Annotated in this window: 14 protein-coding genes; 6 read left to right on the top strand and 8 right to left on the bottom strand. The window is 44.7% G+C overall.

Going from position 1 to position 18,601, the window contains the following annotated elements:
- Nucleotides 1-60: 60 nt before the first annotated feature.
- On the top strand, nt 61-2,079 hold the full coding sequence (gene mnmC / locus LZU85_RS12660; RefSeq protein ID WP_237287211.1) for a bifunctional tRNA (5-methylaminomethyl-2-thiouridine)(34)-methyltransferase MnmC2/FAD-dependent 5-carboxymethylaminomethyl-2-thiouridine(34) oxidoreductase MnmC1: 2,019 nt from the start codon (nt 61-63) through the stop codon (nt 2,077-2,079).
- An 81-nt stretch (nt 2,080-2,160) separates the two neighbouring features.
- Here the strand turns inward: mnmC and LZU85_RS12655 are convergent, their stop codons facing one another.
- The 4 genes from LZU85_RS12655 to zipA all read right to left on the bottom strand — a co-directional run bounded on the left by LZU85_RS12655 (nt 2,161) and on the right by zipA (nt 7,576).
- The gene (locus LZU85_RS12655; protein ID WP_237287210.1) at nt 2,161-2,925 is read right to left on the bottom strand and encodes a DUF2057 family protein; all 765 of its coding nucleotides are present in this window, start codon (nt 2,923-2,925) and stop codon (nt 2,161-2,163) included.
- A 77-nt stretch (nt 2,926-3,002) separates the two neighbouring features.
- Entirely contained in the window at nt 3,003-4,076 is a 1,074-nt protein-coding gene (locus tag LZU85_RS12650; RefSeq protein WP_237287209.1) for a porin, read from the bottom strand.
- 496 nt (nt 4,077-4,572) lie between these two features.
- On the bottom strand, nt 4,573-6,582 hold the full coding sequence (gene ligA / locus LZU85_RS12645; protein ID WP_237287208.1) for an NAD-dependent DNA ligase LigA: 2,010 nt from the start codon (nt 6,580-6,582) through the stop codon (nt 4,573-4,575).
- A gap of 64 nt (nt 6,583-6,646) precedes the next feature.
- Nucleotides 6,647-7,576: a cell division protein ZipA gene (zipA, locus tag LZU85_RS12640; protein WP_237287207.1), complete on the bottom strand. Its 930-nt coding sequence runs from the start codon at nt 7,574-7,576 to the stop codon at nt 6,647-6,649.
- Between the two features lie 203 nt (nt 7,577-7,779).
- On the opposite strand from zipA, the gene cysZ reads away from it, so the two are divergent.
- The 5 genes from cysZ (at nt 7,780) to crr (ending at nt 12,690) form a co-directional block, all read left to right on the top strand.
- The gene (cysZ, locus tag LZU85_RS12635) at nt 7,780-8,520 is read left to right on the top strand and encodes a sulfate transporter CysZ (RefSeq protein WP_176298643.1); all 741 of its coding nucleotides are present in this window, start codon (nt 7,780-7,782) and stop codon (nt 8,518-8,520) included.
- A gap of 158 nt (nt 8,521-8,678) precedes the next feature.
- Entirely contained in the window at nt 8,679-9,647 is a 969-nt protein-coding gene (gene cysK / locus LZU85_RS12630) for a cysteine synthase A (RefSeq protein ID WP_176298644.1), read from the top strand.
- Between the two features lie 294 nt (nt 9,648-9,941).
- Nucleotides 9,942-10,199, top strand: a complete 258-nt coding sequence (locus LZU85_RS12625; protein WP_102940220.1) for an HPr family phosphocarrier protein — start codon at nt 9,942-9,944, stop codon at nt 10,197-10,199.
- Between the two features lie 136 nt (nt 10,200-10,335).
- Nucleotides 10,336-12,060 (top strand): phosphoenolpyruvate-protein phosphotransferase PtsI, encoded by a 1,725-nt coding sequence (gene ptsI / locus LZU85_RS12620; RefSeq protein ID WP_176298645.1) that lies wholly within the window; start codon nt 10,336-10,338, stop codon nt 12,058-12,060.
- 120 nt (nt 12,061-12,180) lie between these two features.
- Nucleotides 12,181-12,690 (top strand): PTS glucose transporter subunit IIA, encoded by a 510-nt coding sequence (gene crr / locus LZU85_RS12615; RefSeq protein ID WP_176298646.1) that lies wholly within the window; start codon nt 12,181-12,183, stop codon nt 12,688-12,690.
- Between the two features lie 77 nt (nt 12,691-12,767).
- On the opposite strand, the gene LZU85_RS12610 is transcribed toward crr, so the two are convergent.
- The 4 genes from LZU85_RS12610 to flgL all read right to left on the bottom strand — a co-directional run bounded on the left by LZU85_RS12610 (nt 12,768) and on the right by flgL (nt 18,593).
- Nucleotides 12,768-13,895 carry a flagellin gene (locus tag LZU85_RS12610; protein ID WP_237287206.1) on the bottom strand — a complete coding sequence of 376 codons (1,128 nt, stop codon included), beginning with the start codon at nt 13,893-13,895 and terminating at the stop codon, nt 12,768-12,770.
- Nucleotides 13,896-14,055: 160 nt separating this feature from the next.
- Nucleotides 14,056-15,189, bottom strand: coding sequence for a flagellin (locus tag LZU85_RS12605; RefSeq protein ID WP_176298648.1), 1,134 nt, complete (start codon nt 15,187-15,189; stop codon nt 14,056-14,058).
- A gap of 596 nt (nt 15,190-15,785) precedes the next feature.
- Complete coding sequence (locus tag LZU85_RS12600) at nt 15,786-16,910, bottom strand: flagellin (protein WP_419795971.1); 1,125 nt, start codon at nt 16,908-16,910, stop codon at nt 15,786-15,788.
- A gap of 489 nt (nt 16,911-17,399) precedes the next feature.
- A complete protein-coding gene (flgL, locus tag LZU85_RS12595; RefSeq protein WP_176298649.1) occupies nt 17,400-18,593 on the bottom strand; it encodes a flagellar hook-associated protein FlgL in 1,194 nt (397 codons plus the stop codon).
- Between the last annotated feature and the right edge of the window lie 8 nt (nt 18,594-18,601).

Below are 18,601 nucleotides of genomic sequence, written 5' to 3'. Positions count from 1 at the left end.
CCAGAAATTCGTACAATCGCCCTATTCTAACCGCGCTACATCACAGATTAACATCCTACTATGACATCCATTACCCATGCAGAACTCGGCTGGAATGAAGTCGGCACACCGGTTTCTGACCAATTTGATGACGTTTACTTCTCCAATGTGAACGGCCTAGAAGAAACGCGCTATGTGTTTCTTAAACAAAATCTTATTCCTGAAAGATGGCAAGAATTTGACCGCCGTCGTTTTGTGATTGGCGAAACGGGTTTTGGCACTGGATTGAATTTCCTCGCGGTTTGGCAGGCGTTCAATGACTTTCGCCGTGCAAACCCTGACGCAACACTCAAAGAGTTACATTTTGTCAGCTTTGAAAAGTTTCCCCTTAGCCAACAAGATTTGATCAAAGCGCATCAAGCTTGGCCTGAGTTGGCGGAACTCGCGGAAAAACTTCATCGTCATTATCCACCTGCTGTTCCAGAATGTCATCGCATTGTGCTGGACAATGGCGCCGTCACGCTTGATCTGTGGCTGGGCGATATTAAAGATTGCCTACCCTCGGTGCCTTACGGTGAAGAAGGCATTATCGACACTTGGTTCCTCGATGGGTTTGCTCCAAGTAAAAATCCCGAGATGTGGAATCAGGATCTTTTCAATGGCATGGCGAAACTGGCGAGATCTGAGTGTCGCGTGGCGACGTTTACCTCTGCAGGTTTTGTAAGACGAGGTTTGATTGACGCTGGCTTTGCCATGAAAAAAGTGAAAGGCTTTGGCACCAAGCGAGAAATGATCGCTGGCTGCATGGAAACAAGACAACCACAAAGTCGCCACGCGCCTTACTTCAATCGCACCTCTGCATCTCATCTCGATTCTATTGCCATCATTGGCGGAGGGATTGCCAGCGCAGCCCTCGCAAAAGCCTTGGTTCAACGTGGGCAAAAAGTAACCCTCTATTGTAAACACGCCCAAGCGGCAGAAGGCGCATCGGGTAACCGACAAGGCGCAGTTTACCCTTTACTCAATGGCAGTCATGATGGCGTCTCACGCGTATTTGCCCCCGCGTTTTTGTTTGCTCGCCAGTTTGTAGAGCAAGCCGCACAAGCGCTCACCTTCGATCATGACTGGTGTGGCGTAACACAGTTGATGTGGGATGAAAAATCAACCAACAAGTTGGACAAGATGCTCGCTGGGAACTTTGCGCCCGAGTTGATTCAAAAACTCTCTGTAGAAGAAACCGCAGCAAAAATTGGTTTGCCGATCGACATGGCATCGGTTCATTATTCACTTGGCGGCTGGCTATGCCCGGCAGAGCTAACCCAAGCCCTCTTTGCGCACTTGGACACCCTCGACAACTTCACGACCAAATTTGAACAGTGTGTAGAACAACTCATCTGGGACGAAATGTCACAGCAATGGCAAGTCCATACTCAGGGTCAACACGATACTCATAGTGCTGTGGTTATTGCCAATGGTCATGAGTTCCAAACCTTCAGCCAAACCGCTGACATTCCTTTGGCGAAAGTTAAAGGTCAAGTCAGCCATGCCCCTGCTACTGAGACGCTTTCTAAGCTCAAAAGTGTGCTGTGTTACGACGGCTACATGACTCCTGTCAACCCAAACAATCAGCATCTTTGCATTGGCGCGAGTTACGATCGCCGCCATTTGGATACTGAGTTTGATGCCAATGCGCAACAAGAGAATGCCGAGAAACTGACGCAATGTGTCCCAAACCAAGCGTGGGCAAAAGAAGTGGATACATCTGGCAACTTATCTCGCCAAGGAATCCGCTGTGTGAGCCGAGATCATCTGCCGTTTGTTGGCAATGTCGGCGACTTCTCGGCCATTAAGCGTCAATACGCCGATTTGCCGCACACTCAAGCAGAAGAGATTGAGGTAATTTCTCAGTTTCCGAACTTATTCTGCCTCCTTGGCCTTGGCTCTCGTGGCTTGAGCTCTGCCCCACTGATGGCTGAGTTGCTCGCCTCGCAAATCTGTAACGATCCGCTGCCTTTGCCTGTTGACGTGCTTGAGGAGTTACACCCAAGCCGCATGTGGGTAAGAAAACTGCGCAAAGGCAAACAAGAGCAACGTAGATAGACCATATCTAGAGGAAAGGGTTAGTCGACATCAAGCTAACCCATTTCAAACAGAGAAAGCATTAACAATGCTGGCCACGTTTTAAAGAGAGACTAGATAAGCAAGAACTTTTTTTCTTTCTTCACTGGTCGCTTTATTAAACCAGTAAGATAACATTTGTACTGATTGTGTGGCGTTTTCAGGGACAATGAGTTCAGGGTGGTTCCGCGCTTGAAGAGCCAACTCAGTAAATAATTCTATCTCTTCGGATGTAGCCTGCTTAAGCCAGTATTCCATCATCCCTTCATTAGTGGGTAGGTTTGCATTACCTTCATTTGACACACTAGTGCTCTCTACCGCATGCGAAGCGACAGTAGCCTGTTGGGCTAACACTAACTCTGGATAATATTTTGCGTTGAACTTAGCCAACTCTTTTTCGTAATCCCGAGAAATGCCACCCAAGCTGGGTAACACGGCCACTTGCGTGATAACTGTGTTTCCTTGAGAGTCTTTCACCAAAAAACTTGGCGTTTTATTAAACTGCTCTGCTTGCTCTACTTTGAGGATTTTTGCATTAGGTTCTATGGAAATCTTTTTGTCGCTCTGAGTAAAAGTCAGTACAAACGCGTTTGAATTGAACTTCTCTTTCTCTCCTAATTTTTCAACTAACTTGGAGACTCTTAAGACAACTTGATTAGTACCATTAGGAACTTGATAAGAATCTTTGGAAAAAAACGAATAGCCAACCAGATCTTCCCCTACCAAAATTGGGGAAATATCTCGATGAAAATCAATATCAACGTCTGCTTTTGGAGCAAATGAAGCAAACACGACACCAACAACGAACAATAACTTTTGCATTTTCATTTACAACCCCCTCAAGAGCAAAGAGCATTCTTTACAGAATGCTCTTGTTAGAATCAATAACTGTTAGGAGAACTAAATTAGAAGTAGTATTCCATACCAGCTAGGATACGGTGACCCCAGTCGCCATCGTTCATGCTGTAGTTACGAGAATCTAGATACCAGTAAGAACTTGGTAGCAAGTAACCAAATCGTGCAGTAACCGCAGTGTCACCAGTATCTTTGGTGCCTTTAGCATCATCAGTCATCGCATAACCAGCTTTCAACACGTACTTGCTATCAATAACATATTGAGCAGTCGTAGAGAAAGCGTTTTGGCTCTTCTTACCAACTTCCATTGCTTTGTATGCTGCAGTTAGAGTGACGTCACCTAGAGCAAGCGTACCACCGAAGATTGCATAGTTTTGGCTATCAACTGTTTCTTTTTGGTTCTCACCACCAGCATTTTTCCACGCTGTCCAATCTGGGTTAACTACAACTTCGCCGAGGTCATTGATAGTAAACTTCTCAGGCTCACCAACGCCTTGCTCATAAGAACCTTGCGCGTAGTAACCACCATGAACACTGAAAATACCGTGAGAGAATGAAGCACCAATGCTGCTAACAAGTTGATCAGTATCTTTAGTCATGCCACTTAGAGTTGCTTGGAAGTTGAAACCACCAAAGTTTGCAGAGTCGAAACGCAACACGCTGTCAGCACGGTCTTGGAAAGATGCACCAATATCGTTGTTCCAATCGAACACGTTACCTAGACCAGGGTTAGAGTGTGGCCAGTCTACGTAGTTATAGGCAGCAACTAATTGACGACCGTATTTGAACTGGCCTACACCTTCAAAGTCTAGACCTAAGTAAGTATCACGAGCACCTAGACCGCCAGTTTTGTCACCGTTGTTTGCGTTACCACCTTCCATTTGCCAAATGAACTTAGGTGCAATATCGTCAAACTCTACAACGCCACGAAAGCCAATACGTGATTCAATATCAGCACCAATGCTGGTCGTGTCACCTGCATCAATTAGAGTGATGTTACCCGCTGCTTGACCATAAAACTGAACTGCATCACCAGCAAGTTGGATTGCTGCGTTAGCTGAACCTGCTGCTGCTAGAGATGCTACTGCTGCGCCGAGAAGAGTACGTTTAAACATTTTGTCCATGGAAAAAACTCCTAAAAATGGATATAGCTGTATTTTTTCATTCTCACCTTTAGTTGGCCGCCGAAGGGAGAACTCATTTCCTATTAAAAAACCTAATTAGTCCTAATTTTGGTTTTTTTATTTCCTGCATACACCGTGTGTATCCATGGCTCTTAGACTAACTTCGCGGCGTAAAACATCCAACAGGAACTTATTTTTTTTCTAAAAAAATATGAGCAAGACCAAATTTCATCAAACCAATATGATCTAGATCTAACTTTACACCCAAGCCAACCAGATCAGACAATCACTTAAAAAACAAAGCATTAAATAAATTCATTTGAATTGCATCGCAATAATTACGCAATTAGCAAACGTTTAGTCAACACGCGACTTTGCTCACGGTATATTTTTGTTGCGTCACATTCATCGTATTTAAATGATTTATTTCACATAAAAAAATAACCCTCTAAAAGTTAATTTAGAGGGTTTTAGATTGTTTTATTGCACTTTTAAATCACAAAAGGTCCAACAAATCCTCTTCTGTTTTGATCTCAATACCCAACTCTTGAGCTTTGGCCAACTTTGATCCAGCCGCTTCACCCGCAAACAGAATATCTGTCTTTTTCGAAACACTGCCAGTCACTTTTGCACCTAACTTCTCTAGTGCCGCTTTGGCGTCACTACGACTGAGTTTGGTCAAGGTTCCAGTTAACACAACCACTTTACCCGCCAACGGTTGTGGTACATCACTTGCCCGTTCTTCTATCGCAGGCCAAGTAATCCCTTGCTCTAGAAGTTCCAGCAACACCAATTGATTTTTCTCTTCGGCAAAAAATGCTGTGATGTGCCGAGCAACCACGTCACCGATATCAGGGACTTCAATTAACTGCTCATGCGTTGCGGATTTGATGCTATCTAGCGTTTTAAAGTGACGAGCTAAGTTTGCAGCCGTTGCTTCCCCGACTTCTCGAATCCCCAAAGAGTAAAGAAAACGAGCCAATGTCGTTTGCTTCGCGGCATTAAGTGCATTCACGATATTTTGAGCGGACTTAGGGCCCATTCTCTCTAATACAGTGAGCACACCAGCCGATAGTTTGAAAAGATCGGCTGGTGTTTCAACCATTTCTTTATCAACCAACTGTTCGATCACTTTATCACCAAGCCCATCGACATCTAGTGCTTTGCGAGAAACAAAATGCTTGAGAGCTTCTTTACGTTGAGCCTGACATACTAAGCCTCCAGAGCAGCGTGTTACGGCTTCTCCTTCAATGCGTTCCACGTGAGAATGGCAAACGGGACAGGAAAGAGGAAAGACAATCGCTTTCTCATTGCCTGTGCGACGTTCTATTACGACGGAAACAATTTGTGGTATCACATCCCCCGCGCGGCGAATCACGACGGTATCACCAATCATCACACTAAGGCGTTTGATTTCATCGGCATTATGAAGCGTTGCATTACTTACGGTAACGCCACCGACGAAAACAGGTTCCAGCTTCGCAACTGGGGTAATAGCGCCCGTTCTGCCCACTTGAAACTCTACGTCATTCAACATGGTGAGTTCTTCTTGCGCGGGAAACTTGTATGCAACGGCCCAACGCGGTGCGCGAGCAACAAAGCCAAGTTTCTCTTGCACTTCAATATTATCAACTTTGATCACGACGCCATCAATTTCGTATGGCAAGGAGTCACGTCGATTCAAAATGTTCTCATAGAAGGCTTTGACCCCCTCAAGTCCGGAAACTTGCTTTGTTTCTGGACACATCGGCAGCCCCCAAGCCTTTAACTGCAAAAAGCGTTGATAATGACTCGAAGAAAGCGCAGTACCTTCAACAACGCCCACGCTGTAAGCATAAAAGGCAAGTGGTCTCGACGCGGTAATTCTTGAGTCTAACTGCCTTAAACTGCCTGCGGCTGCATTACGTGGGTTAACAAAGACTTTATCACCTTTCTTGCGCGCTATTTCATTGAGTTTTTCAAAGCCTGCTTTCGGCATAAAGACTTCACCACGAACTTCGATGCGTGATGGCCAACCTTCGCCCTGCAATTTCAGTGGCACAGAAGCAATAGTACGCACATTTTCGGTAATGTTTTCCCCCGTTGCACCATCACCTCGCGTTGCCGCCTGAACCAGCACGCCGTTTTCATAGAGTAAGCTCACGGCGAGTCCATCGAGTTTGGGTTCACAACAGAAAACTTCAATCGTATCTAAAGGGGCTCTATCCTTTGCTCTCTTATGAAATGCTTCGAGTTCTTCGTCACTAAATGCATTATCGAGAGAAAGCATGGGAATTTCGTGGACCACTTGAGTAAATCCATCAAGTGGCTGCCCGCCCACTCTCTGACTTGGTGAATCCAACGAGATCCACTCAGGGTGTTCAGCTTCAATGTCTAATAACTCCCTCATCATGCGGTCATACTCCGCATCAGGAATTTCAGGATTATCTTCAACATAGTAACGAACTGCGTGATAGTGCAGTTGCTGTTTCAATTCTTCTAAATATTTCTGCTTGGATTCAGACATTGTCCAGCCCTTAAATCACGATAAAAAAGGGCTCCTTAGGGAGCCCTGATGGGATAAATGAAGCTTAAGCTTTTGACGCTTTGAACTCAACTATTTGCCTTCTGTAACCCGCCAATCGATCGGGCGTCATAAGATTGCGCTTATCATCAAGCACATTTCCACCGAGATCATCCGCGATTTTCTGCGCGGTTTTAAGCATTAAGTTAAAGTTTTGATCTGCCTCACCATAGCAAGGTAGGGTCATAAAGAATGAGATGCCTTTCGTGGTGAAATCAGCAGGATCATTATGCTTCAGTGTCCCTGGATGCATCATGTTGGCGACACTGAAGAGCACTTTGCCCGTGCCCGACATATCGAGGTGTCTGTGGAAAATATCCATCTCACCATAGACCAGTCCATTTTGTTGCATGCTATCAAACAGTTTCGTGCCCACAAAAGGAGACTCTCCTGCACAATGAACATTCAACACGATCACTTGCAACTCTTCTTCTGTTGTTTCGGTGACGGGTTCTTGCACATCCATGCTCTCTGCCACTTCCGTTGGCATTACGTTATCAGTATCTAGCTCTCTCTGCTGACTGAACGTCGGTGTTTCCAATGGCAAAGCATCTTCAACCTTAGGCTGTACTTTTATAGCATCATCTACGGTGTTTACTTCAGGCTCAAATTTCGGATGAGCAAATTTGTTTTCTTTACTATCCAAAACGGGAAGATCATCAATAAGCGGGTCACTTATCACAGGCTCCGCTGCGAAAGGTCTGTCTTCTTCAAAAGCGGGCTCTTTGCGTTCTTTACGAATAATTTCATAATCGTCCTCAGGCGCAACATAACTTTCTGTAGATTGAGACTCGCTCTCACTTAAATCGAGTTTGCTAAGTGGCTTATCGCCAAACTTTGCTTTTCCTTCTTTTTTGCTTGTCCAAAGTCCATGAAATAGCAGCGCAATGATCGCCAATGCGCCAACAACAATGAGTACGAATCGCAATTCCTGCATTTTTTACTCTCATAATTACAGAGACACACAAAAACCTGTGACTCTCTCAACCGACATAGATTTCGTTACTTTACCAAAGTTATCGAAAGAGTTAGAACAAATTAATGTTAGAAGTTCCACCTTTGGTGTGATTTCTTGCACGCTTTTTTTCTTTTGCTAGTGAGGTACAATGAAGACATCCAATTCTTAACAAGAACAATGAGATGACCACAACGTACAAAAAACGAAGCGGATTTGGCTATTTTTTTTATGGGCTAGAGCTAGCATTATCACCTGGAGTAAAGAGATTTATCATCATGCCGCTCCTTGCCAACATCCTTTTAGTCGGTGGCGCACTCTTCTATCTCTTCTCCAACCTCAGTATTTGGATTGAAGGTTGGATCGGCCAATTGCCCGATTTTCTCTCTTGGCTAAGTTACCTGTTGTGGCCTCTATTGGCGCTGACGCTCATAGCAACCTTTTCTTATTTCTTTAGCACCTTGGCTAATTTCATAGCTGCACCATTTAATGGCCTCCTTGCAGACAAAGTGGAAGAAAAACTTACTGGGCAAAAAAGTAACCACGATGGTTTTTTTGACGTCATTAAAGATGTCCCTCGCGTCTTGGCTCGCGAATGGCGCAAACTGCTTTACGTGCTCCCTAAAGCGATCGGTTTGTTCTTACTGCTACTCATCCCCGCTTTAGGCCAAACCGTCGCGCCCATTCTGTGGTTTGTTTTCACCGCTTGGATACTCGCCATCCAATATTGTGACTATCCATTTGATAATCACAAAGTGCCATTCAATGACATGCGAAATACTTTGAAACAAAACCAATCTAAGGCCTATACATTTGGTGCCATGGTCTCCCTGTGTACTTCTATCCCTATTCTTAATCTGATTATCATGCCCGTCGCGGTATGCGGTGCAACAGCAATGTGGGTACATGAGTTCAAACAAAAATGATTTTGCTAGTGGTCACCCTCACTCGATGTGGTGGCCACACTTTTTCTCCCAGATGCTATCACTCTCATAAGATATAACTATTTAATCCTTTTCCCTTTGAATTATCAGTCATATCCTTCTAACCGTATTCACTAAACGTGTAATGAAGGAACATCACTATGAGCAAAATCTACGAAGACAACTCTCTGACTATTGGCAATACTCCACTGGTTCGTTTGAACAAAGTAAGTAACGGCAAAGTATTGGCTAAAATCGAAGCACGCAACCCTAGCTTCAGTGTTAAGTGCCGTATTGGTGCAAACATGATTTGGGAAGCAGAGAAAGAAGGCAAACTAAAACCAGGAGTTGAATTGGTAGAGCCAACCAGCGGCAATACAGGTGTTGCTCTCGCGTTTGTGGCTGCCGCTCGTGGTTACAAGCTAACGCTAACCATGCCGGAATCAATGAGCTTGGAGCGCCGTAAACTGCTCAAAGCACTAGGTGCAAACTTAGAGCTAACAGAAGCAGCAAAAGGTATGAAGGGTGCCATTGCAAAGGCAGAAGAAATTGTTGCAAGCAATCCTGAAAAATATTTGCTATTGCAGCAGTTTAACAACCCTGCAAACCCACAAATTCACGAAAAGACCACTGGCCCTGAGATCTGGGAAGCGACAGATGGTGCCGTTGACGTGTTGGTAGCTGGCGTTGGTACTGGTGGTACTATTACCGGGACAAGTCGCTACATCAAAGGTGAAAAAGGCAAGCAAATCATCTCTGTCGCTGTTGAGCCAGCAGAGTCTCCAGTGATTACGCAAGCCATCGCAGGTGAAGAGATTAAGCCAGCACCACACAAAATCCAAGGTATCGGCGCAGGTTTCATTCCTGGTAACCTTGATTTGTCACTGATTGACCGTGTTGAGAAAGTGACATCGGAAGAAGCGATTGAAATGGCGCGCCGCCTCATGGAAGAAGAAGGCATTTTGGCGGGAATTTCATCAGGCGCGGCTGTAGTTGCAGCAAACCGCTTGGCAGAACTTCCTGAATTTGAAGGAAAAACCATTGTTACTGTACTTCCAAGCTCTGGTGAACGTTACCTAAGTACCGCACTGTTTGCTGGCATCTTTACTGAGAAAGAGAACCAACAGTAATACGGGTTTAAATCAATTTTTCGTTCAAAAAAGCCCCATACAGGGGCTTTTTTGTTGATCCTTGCCTCACCTTTGGTAATATCAGGGTGTTTTATTTTTAGCTTCAAAATAAAGAAGCGATAAAGAAAGTTTTTTGACATTTGTGCAACAATGCATAAAGCGTATTACATAAACTTTTGACTCGTATCAGCTTCGACACGCTTGCTCCCCCCGAGCTCTGGCGCGGTTCAAGTAAAGCGGTTAAGCTAAAACGAGTCTTGACTAACAAAAATACATTCAATTGGGGTATATCACATGTACGAGAAGAAAGTAGAAATCACAGCAGAAAATGGCCTTCACACTCGCCCAGCTGCTCAATTCGTAAAAGAAGCAAAAGCTTTTGACGCGGATATCACTGTGACTTCTAACGGCAAAAGCGCAAGCGCTAAAAGTCTGTTCAAACTACAAACTTTAGGTCTTGTAAAAGGCACTGTAGTTACAATCTCTGCTGAAGGCCCACAAGCACAGCAAGCAGTTGATCACCTAGTTGCTCTAATGGATCAACTACACTAATCAATGTATTGCTCAAAGCCATTTAGCTCACACTAAATGGCTTTGTTCAAAATACTACCGATTAGTCAGCTACAATTTTTCGTTAGCGATTTAGTCACACATTCCCGTTTACGTTTGACCAACTTAAGGTAAGGCTATGATTTCAGGCATCCTGGCATCTCCTGGTATTGCAATTGGTAAAGCACTACTACTTCAAGAAGATGAAATTGTCCTAAACACTAACACTATCACCGAAGCTCAAGTAGAAGCTGAAGTTCAGCGTTTCTACGATGCGCGCAGCAAATCTTCTGCACAGCTAGAAACAATCAAGCAGAAAGCGCTAGAGACGTTCGGTGAAGAGAAGGAAGCGATCTTCGAAGGTCACATCATGCTTCTTGAAGATGAAGAGCTAGAGGAAGAAATCCTAGCGCTCATCAAAAAAGAGAAGATGAGTGCAGACAATGCGATTTACACCGTTATCGAAGAGCAAGCAACCGCTCTAGAATCTCTTGATGATGAATACCTGAAGGAACGTGCTACTGACATCCGCGATATCGGTTCTCGTTTTGTCAAAAATGCTCTTGGTATCAACATTGTTTCGCTAAGTGATATCAACGAACAAGTTATCTTGGTGGCTTACGACCTCACTCCATCTGAAACAGCACAAATCAACCTAGATTACGTTCTTGGTTTTGCTTGTGACATCGGTGGTCGTACATCACACACTTCAATCATGGCTCGCTCACTTGAGCTTCCTGCGATTGTTGGTACAAACGACATTACAAAGAAAGTTAAGAATGGCGACATGCTGATTCTTGACGCAATGAACAACAAAATTATCGTTAATCCTTCTGAAGCTCAGATTGAAGAAGCGAAAGCTGTAAAAGCCTCGTTCCTAGCTGAAAAAGAAGAGTTAGCAAAACTGAAAGATCTGCATGCAGAAACTCTAGACGGCCACCGTGTAGAAGTATGTGGCAACATCGGTACAGTTAAAGATTGTGACGGCATCATCCGTAACGGTGGTGAAGGTGTTGGTCTCTACCGTACAGAATTCCTCTTCATGGATCGTGATGCGCTACCAACTGAAGAAGAACAGTACGTAGCCTACAAAGAAGTTGCTGAAGCAATGGAAGGTCAAGCTGTCATTATCCGTACAATGGATATCGGTGGTGATAAAGATCTACCATACATGGATCTTCCAAAAGAGATGAACCCATTCCTAGGCTGGCGTGCAGTTCGCATCAGCTTAGATCGTCGTGAAATTCTTCGTGACCAGCTACGTGGTATCCTACGTGCTTCAGCACACGGTAAACTGCGTATCATGTTCCCAATGATCATCTCTGTTGAAGAAATTCGCGCGCTGAAAGAAGCGATCGAAGAGTACAAAGCAGAACTTCGCGCAGAAGGTCTTGCGTTCGACGAAAATATCGAAATCGGTGTTATGGTTGAAACACCAGCTGCTGCAGCAATCGCTCACCATTTAGCGAAGGAAGTGTCTTTCTTCTCTATTGGTACTAACGACTTAACTCAGTACACACTCGCCGTAGACCGTGGTAACGAGATGATTTCTCACCTTTACAACCCACTGTCACCAGCTGTACTAACGGTTATCAAGCAAGTGATTGATGCTTCTCACGCAGAAGGTAAGTGGACCGGTATGTGTGGTGAACTAGCAGGTGATGAGCGTGCAACCCTACTACTATTGGGTATGGGCCTTGATGAGTTCTCTATGAGCGGCATTTCTATTCCTAAAGTGAAGAAAGTGATCCGCAATGCAAACTTCGCTGCAGTAAAAGCAATGGCTGAAGAAGCTCTGTCATTACCAACCGCAGCAGAAATTGAAGCATGTGTAGAAAAATTCATTGCAGAGCACTCTAAGTAATCTGCTGACCAATTTTCGAGTCTAAATAATATGTTAGGCGGCTAAAAAAAGTCGTCTAACTACTCGGATTGGTATACTATAATTCGACAGAATAAAACTAAACCTTAGGAGCATGACACAATGGGTCTGTTTGACAAACTTAAGAAGCTTGTATCTGATGATAGCGCTAGCGCCGGTGCAATCGAAATTATCGCACCTTTGTCTGGTGAGATCGTAAACATCGAAGATGTGCCAGACGTTGTTTTTGCTGAAAAGATCGTTGGTGATGGTATTGCTATCAAACCAACAGGCAACAAAATGGTAGCTCCTGTAAACGGTACTATCGGTAAGATCTTCGAAACAAACCACGCTTTCTCTATCGAGTCTGACGATGGTGTTGAGCTGTTTGTTCACTTTGGTATCGACACCGTTGAACTAAAAGGCGAAGGCTTCACTCGTATCGCAGAAGAAGGTCAAACTGTTAAAGCTGGTGATACTGTCGTTGAGTTCGATCTCGCTCTTCTGGAAGAGAAAGCAAAATCAACGCTAACTCCAGTTGTTATCTCTAACATGGACGAAATCAAAGAGCTGAACAAGCTTTCTGGTTCTGTTGTTGTTGGTGAAACACCAGTTCTACGTGTAACTAAGTAATTACTACTTAGTTAGCAGAAAAACAGTTAACAAAAAAACGCTGCCATTGGCAGCGTTTTTTATTTTTTGCGAGCAATCTATGATAGCAATCCAATTGCACTGCCTGGGGCTTGCTTAGCTTGAGCCAGCAAGGCAGAGGTAGCCTGTTGCAATACCTGAGACTTCACTAAAGCGGTTGATGCTTTCGCGAAATCGGTATCCCATATTCGCCCTTTTGATTCAGTGACATTGCGATTGATACTTTGCAAATTGTCCATCGTCCCCTCAACCCGATTTTGAAAACTGCCAATTTCACTTCGGTGAGAATCCAGATATTGAATTGCGGTATCAACAACGGCTATCGCCAGTTGAGCATTACCCACGCGACTTACATCGAGTGCTTCAAGTGTCACTTCTCCTTGAGGTTCAAAATCGAGTACGCCATCTAAACTTCCACCGATCTTTAAACCTTCCGGTGCATTGCGATTAGCAACATAAAATTGCAATCGTCTATCCTCTGTCACCGAGGATTCCACAACACTTTGCTGTGCATTGATGTAGGTAGCAACCTCTTCGAGGCTATCTCCAAGTTTGAGCGGGATCTTAATAGATTGCTCATCCCCTTCACCGTCTCGAAAAGTAAAGCTAAGTTGCCTTGATTCCTTGTCAACTTGCCAATCATCGTCCACTGATTCTGATGCTAGGTAATGATACCCGCCCATTTCAGGAATGTGAGTCCGCATGTTTTTGAGTTGCAGAGAAATGGAATTAGCATTTGCTCCAAGATGAAAGCTTTTCGAACCATAACTTCCATCAAATAGATTTTTACCGGCAAATGTCGTTGTCCTGGCTATCCTTTCCATTTCATCTTTCAATCCCCCCACTTCAAGCTGCAAACTTTGCCGATCATCATCAGAGTTCGACCCATTTGCGGCTTGAAGAGAAAGAGAGCGCAATCTCTGCAGTATTTCACTGCCCTCTTCCAACGCCCCTTCCGCTGTTTCTGCTACCGCATAAGCACTGTGGGCGTTGGTTAACGCTATATCCAAACCACGAGATTGCACATGAAGCGTGTTCGCGATTTGCATTCCAGCAGCGTCATCACTGGCACTGTTAATTCGGAATCCGGAACTTAGATTTTTTTGGGTTTCAGCCACCTGACTTGCCGCTGTGCTCAGATGCCTCTGAGCGACCATCGCAGACACGTTGGTATTGATTGAAACCATTTAATCGATATCCCTCTCCTGTTTCAATACCGTTCATTCGGCAACGACCTGAAAAGCGTCAAACTATGCCGAGAACATCTTGCGTCGAGGATAGTAAACAAAGAGCCAGGTAAGACTACCTGGCTCCTGCTTACCGAAATTAATCGCTGTTGCTCAGAGATTAGCCTAGTAGACTTAGCGCTGAGTTTGGCGCCTGTTTCGCTTGCGCAAGAATGGAACTTGATGCTTGCGATAGAATTTGTGTCTTGGTCAACTGCGTCGTTTCTTTCGCGAAGTCGGTATCTTTGATTCGGCTCTTCGACGCGTTCACGTTCTCGTTGATGTTGTCCAAGTTGCTGATTGCATGGTTGAAACGGTTCTGGAATGCACCCAGCTCTGCACGGTGGCTGTCTACGTATTTCAGTGCCGCATCCACAATCGCTACTGACTCTTGCGCACCTTGTACGGTTGTCACGTCAATCGTGTCTACCGTGACGTTTTTGCCTTCGCCTAGACCAAGTTCACCTGCAAGGCTACCTGAGAACGAAATTTCACCTTGAACTTTGTTGTTACCAGCAAAGATCTGTAGCTTGCCGCCTTCACCCACTGACGCTTTTACAAGGTCAGTTTGACCGTTGATGTACGTCGCTAGCTCTTCGATGTCATCACCCGCTTTCGCGTTGATTTCAATCTCTTGCTCGTTACCAAAGCTGTCTGTCAGTGCAATTGTCAAGTCGTTGTCGCCTGCGGCCACATTCCAGTTCTTGTCTTTGCCTTCTTCAGCTTGGTAGCTCACGCCGCCCATCATTACGTTGTCAGAGCGCATGTCTTTCAGTGACAGCATGACCGCTTCACCGTTATCCGCACCAATTTGCATCGCTTTCGTGCCGTAAGTACCGTTGAGCAGCTTGTTACCACCAAAAGACGTGGTTTCTGCGATACGGTTTAGCTCGTCGTTCAATGCCATCACTTCTTCTTGAATCGCTACGCGCTCTGATTTTGAGTTTGAGCCGTTCGCGGATTGTAGAGATAGGTCACGCATACGTTGTAGGATGTTGGTGGTCTCGTTCATCGCACCTTCTGCGGTTTGGGCGATTGAGATACCGTCGTTGGCGTTACGTACCGCAACGTCTAGACCGCGACTTTGTACGTTCAAGCGGTTAGAGATTTGCAGACCGGCTGCGTCATCTTTTGCACTGTTGATTTTGAAACCTGAAGACAGACGCTCCATCGAAGTTTGTTGTGCGCTGTTTGCGTTATTCAGGTAACGCTGTGCTGTCATTGCTGCTACGTTTGTATTTACATTCACTGCCATGATGAATTCTCCAATTGATTTTCCGATATTACGGTTTCCGACGTCTCGGAAAACCAAGTAGTTCTCTCAAAGTTACTTCTTTTAACGGCTCGGTTTGGAAATCCTTTAGGAAAAAAATGCGATTTTTTTGAAAAAAGTTTGTTTGAAGGGGTTTTCGTGACTAAAGCGATGAAAGAGAGAAAAAACAAAAAATAACACTAAAGTTTCTCCGCTCTTTGCCATAGCGCAAAAAGGCAGATAACCAACTCATCCAGATCGATGGTAAGAGGCACAGTATTGCCACAAGGTAAGAAGTGGTTGAAGACAAAGCAGTAAAAAGCTAGATAGATTCGTGATAGGACGCGTAGAGGTAAAAATTCGTATGCGCAGAAAAAGAAAAAGCCCCTATTCCTTTGAGAGAACCGGGGCTAGGTTGGTAGCCAGAGCCAATGTGGAGATCAAGAGAAATGAACACATTTCCGGCACCGAGCAACTTTACACAAATAATGTCAGGCAGGTGAGAGATGAGAGAGCCCTTCATTCACGGTAAAGCTGCTTGCCAAGTCATCCTGCGTCTATAAGCTCACGTCTGAACCACAGCAGACACAGGACTCCTATTAGCCCTGCAATAGTGACATTGCAGAGTTTGGCAATTGTTTTGCTTGAGCAAGAATCGAAGTACCTGCCTGTTGCAAAATCTGTGCTTTCGTCATTTGCGTCGTTTCCTTCGCAAAATCGGTATCTTTAATACGGCTATTCGATGCATCAACGTTTTCTTGAACGTTCGCCAAGTTATTAATACTGTGGCTTAGACGGTTCTGTTTTGCACCTAAATCAGCACGTTGTGAATCAACGTATTTCAACGCAGAGTCGATAACACTAATCGCATTTTGTGAACCTTGCACGCTACGCAGATCCAAATCTTGTACTGTTGTTGCAATTGGCTCGTCACTTAAACCCAATTCTGAAGCAAGGCTACCCGAAATCGAGATAGGACCTTTCACGTTTGGTTGAGCAACAAAAATTTGCAGTTTGCCGTCTTCACTAACAGACGCATTAATGTAGTCCGATTGACCATTGATGTACGTCGCCAGTTCTTCAATATCATCACCACTTTTCGCCATGATGTTAATTTCCAAATCGATAACGTTGCCGTCTTCATCTTCACCCATCTCTGGTAATACGATGTTCAGTGCTGCGTTATCTGCGCTCACTTCCCAATCCTTATCCTTGCCGTTCACGGATTGGAAGGTGGTACCACCCATGCGAAAATCATCGGCACGGATGCTGGTTAGGCCCATGATCATTGCTTCACCAGAGTTAGAACCAATCTGGAATGCCGCATCACCAAAGGTGCCATTCAGTAGGCGACGGCCACCAAACGATGTGGTTTCTGCAATACGGTTGATTTCGTCTTGCAGAGCACTCGCTTCTTCGTGGATCGCTTGGCGCTCAGCTGTTGAGTTAGTGCCATTCGCAGATTGAATCGACAAGTCACGCATACGTTGAAGTACTGCCGTTACCTCGTTCATCGCCCCTTCTGCGGTTTGAGCAATAGAGATACCATCGTTGGCATTACGCATTGCCACATCTAAACCACGAGACTGTGCAGTTAAGCGGTTAGAGATTTGCAAACCAGCCGCATCATCTTTGGCGCTGTTAATTTTATGACCAGATGACAAACGTTCCATTGAGGTGTTTAACTCATCTGTCGCTTTGTTTAGATAACGTTGCGCAGTCATCGCGGATACGTTAGTGCTTACTGTTACAGCCATTTTGCTCTCCTTTCGAGTTCGCAAGCTTTTGCGAAGCGGCCAGCTTTACTCTCTTATGGAAAAGCACTGACCGTAATTACTTGCTAAAACCGCCGGTGGCAGTTTTTAGAACCGGTAAATCATTTCTGATTTATTAGATTCAATTTGTGTGCCAACTTTTTTAAATAAGATTCTTACCCGTCTTATTTCCAAGAAAACATACACTTACAAAGTAATGTTTTTCTTCAACTTCTTTAACCCCTTCGTTTTTTCTCTCTATCGACTGGCTTTGCCGCTTTGCCGCCTTGCCGCTTTTAGAGACACCTGCCGGGAGGTGGCAAGGTTTTTCGACTTATCCGCACTTAAGGCATGGCTCATAAGGCATCAACGTTGAAAAACCAACGAGAGGTTTCCTAAAGTCTGTTGTTCACACTCACGATACCGTCATCTCATTCAGAGACGGTTCGTTCTTGCTCACTACAAGTAATTAAATAATGTGAGATCTTTCGTTTTACCAAATGCGAGCTGCGACGCTTGCAACGCGCGCGAGTTCTCATTGAACTCAATAATTGCCTTGGAGTAATCCAAGTCTTCAAAATTACTCTTCGCTTTCGCTAAAGAGAGATTGAAATCTTCATGTTGCTGCTCTTGGATATCCAATGTACTTAGGCGAGCACCAATGTCGGTGCGCGCTTTGTTGAGATGGATAAACGCAGCATGAAACTCTTGTGTTACTTGATGCAACTTCGCCGTGGCATCGGCATCCGACACTGACTCTTCTGAGTATTTCGCGGCATTTTTAAAGCTGTCAAAAATAGAAAATGTTTCTCGTGGCTTTAACTCAATCACATCGCCTTTCTGGATCTGACCTTTAAGTTGAATAGTGAGATCACCATACTTAATGCCCGTAGAGGGATTAAACTCATCGGCGGCAACCACACTGCCATCTTTTTCCAGCTGATAACCCCAGCGGTTATTGCTCATGTCGACCATGGTGACGCGATAGGTTGCTTTATCGAAATAGTCTTCATTCACTGCTTTTTCGAGCAACAACTCGGAGGCATTTTGCAACTGATATTCTGGTTCGTAATCACCAAAGGGATTCGGAATATTCATAAACAGCTTACTGCCAGGATCGTTCATCGCCATTTCTAGATTGGCCGACACCCGCATTTTGCGTTGGTAGTCATCCCCAGCGTAGATTACTGAACCATCATAATCTCTGAAAAATGGCTGAGCTTTGGGCTTTGTTCCGGCAAAGGTATAGTTACCAGATTCATCTTGCGCATTGGCCAAATGAAGGAAATTAGTTGCCAACTCTTCGATTTCTCTACGTTTTGCACGACGATCTTCCGGTGATAGTGCGCCGTTAATCATTTCCATCACGGTGCGTTTCGCCTCGTCTGCGAACTGCTCCTGGTTAGCCACATTCACTTCATGTTGTTCAAGACGGTTACGCACTAAGATGATCGCGTCGAGATACTGTTTTAACTGCTCAGACTGCTGACCTATATTTTGGATGTAGTGTGTTGCTAATGGGTCATCACTTGGCGACAACAGTTTTTTACCAGACGCAAGCTGCGCTTGGTTATGATGAATTTTGTTTTCCATTCGGCGCAAATCGTTTTGCACCGATTGATAGTTGTGGAAACTGGCGATACGGCTAATCATTTACCTGC

The organism is Vibrio floridensis (assembly GCF_021852965.1).
Taxonomy (GTDB): Bacteria; Pseudomonadota; Gammaproteobacteria; order Enterobacterales; family Vibrionaceae; genus Vibrio; species Vibrio floridensis.
The sequence above is the reverse complement of the archived record's forward strand: the minus strand, read 5'-3'. Positions and strand labels throughout refer to the sequence as shown.

What these genes read in the sequence shown, in the direction of transcription:
- ptsI (WP_176298645.1), top strand. Translation starts at nt 10,336, where the DNA reads ATGATTTCAGGCATCCTGGCATCTCCTGGTATTGCAATTGGTAAAGCA.
- crr (WP_176298646.1), top strand. Translation starts at nt 12,181, where the DNA reads ATGGGTCTGTTTGACAAACTTAAGAAGCTTGTATCTGATGATAGCGCT.
- LZU85_RS12655 (WP_237287210.1), bottom strand. Translation starts at nt 2,925, where the DNA reads ATGAAAATGCAAAAGTTATTGTTCGTTGTTGGTGTCGTGTTTGCTTCA.
- cysK (WP_176298644.1), top strand. Translation starts at nt 8,679, where the DNA reads ATGAGCAAAATCTACGAAGACAACTCTCTGACTATTGGCAATACTCCA.
- ligA (WP_237287208.1), bottom strand. Translation starts at nt 6,582, where the DNA reads ATGTCTGAATCCAAGCAGAAATATTTAGAAGAATTGAAACAGCAACTG.
- LZU85_RS12600 (WP_419795971.1), bottom strand. Translation starts at nt 16,910, where the DNA reads ATGACTGCGCAACGTTATCTAAACAAAGCGACAGATGAGTTAAACACC.
- LZU85_RS12605 (WP_176298648.1), bottom strand. Translation starts at nt 15,189, where the DNA reads ATGGCAGTGAATGTAAATACAAACGTAGCAGCAATGACAGCACAGCGT.
- mnmC (WP_237287211.1), top strand. Translation starts at nt 61, where the DNA reads ATGACATCCATTACCCATGCAGAACTCGGCTGGAATGAAGTCGGCACA.
- cysZ (WP_176298643.1), top strand. Translation starts at nt 7,780, where the DNA reads ATGACCACAACGTACAAAAAACGAAGCGGATTTGGCTATTTTTTTTAT.
- LZU85_RS12650 (WP_237287209.1), bottom strand. Translation starts at nt 4,076, where the DNA reads ATGGACAAAATGTTTAAACGTACTCTTCTCGGCGCAGCAGTAGCATCT.
- flgL (WP_176298649.1), bottom strand. Translation starts at nt 18,593, where the DNA reads ATGATTAGCCGTATCGCCAGTTTCCACAACTATCAATCGGTGCAAAAC.
- LZU85_RS12610 (WP_237287206.1), bottom strand. Translation starts at nt 13,895, where the DNA reads ATGGTTTCAATCAATACCAACGTGTCTGCGATGGTCGCTCAGAGGCAT.
- LZU85_RS12625 (WP_102940220.1), top strand. Translation starts at nt 9,942, where the DNA reads ATGTACGAGAAGAAAGTAGAAATCACAGCAGAAAATGGCCTTCACACT.
- zipA (WP_237287207.1), bottom strand. Translation starts at nt 7,576, where the DNA reads ATGCAGGAATTGCGATTCGTACTCATTGTTGTTGGCGCATTGGCGATC.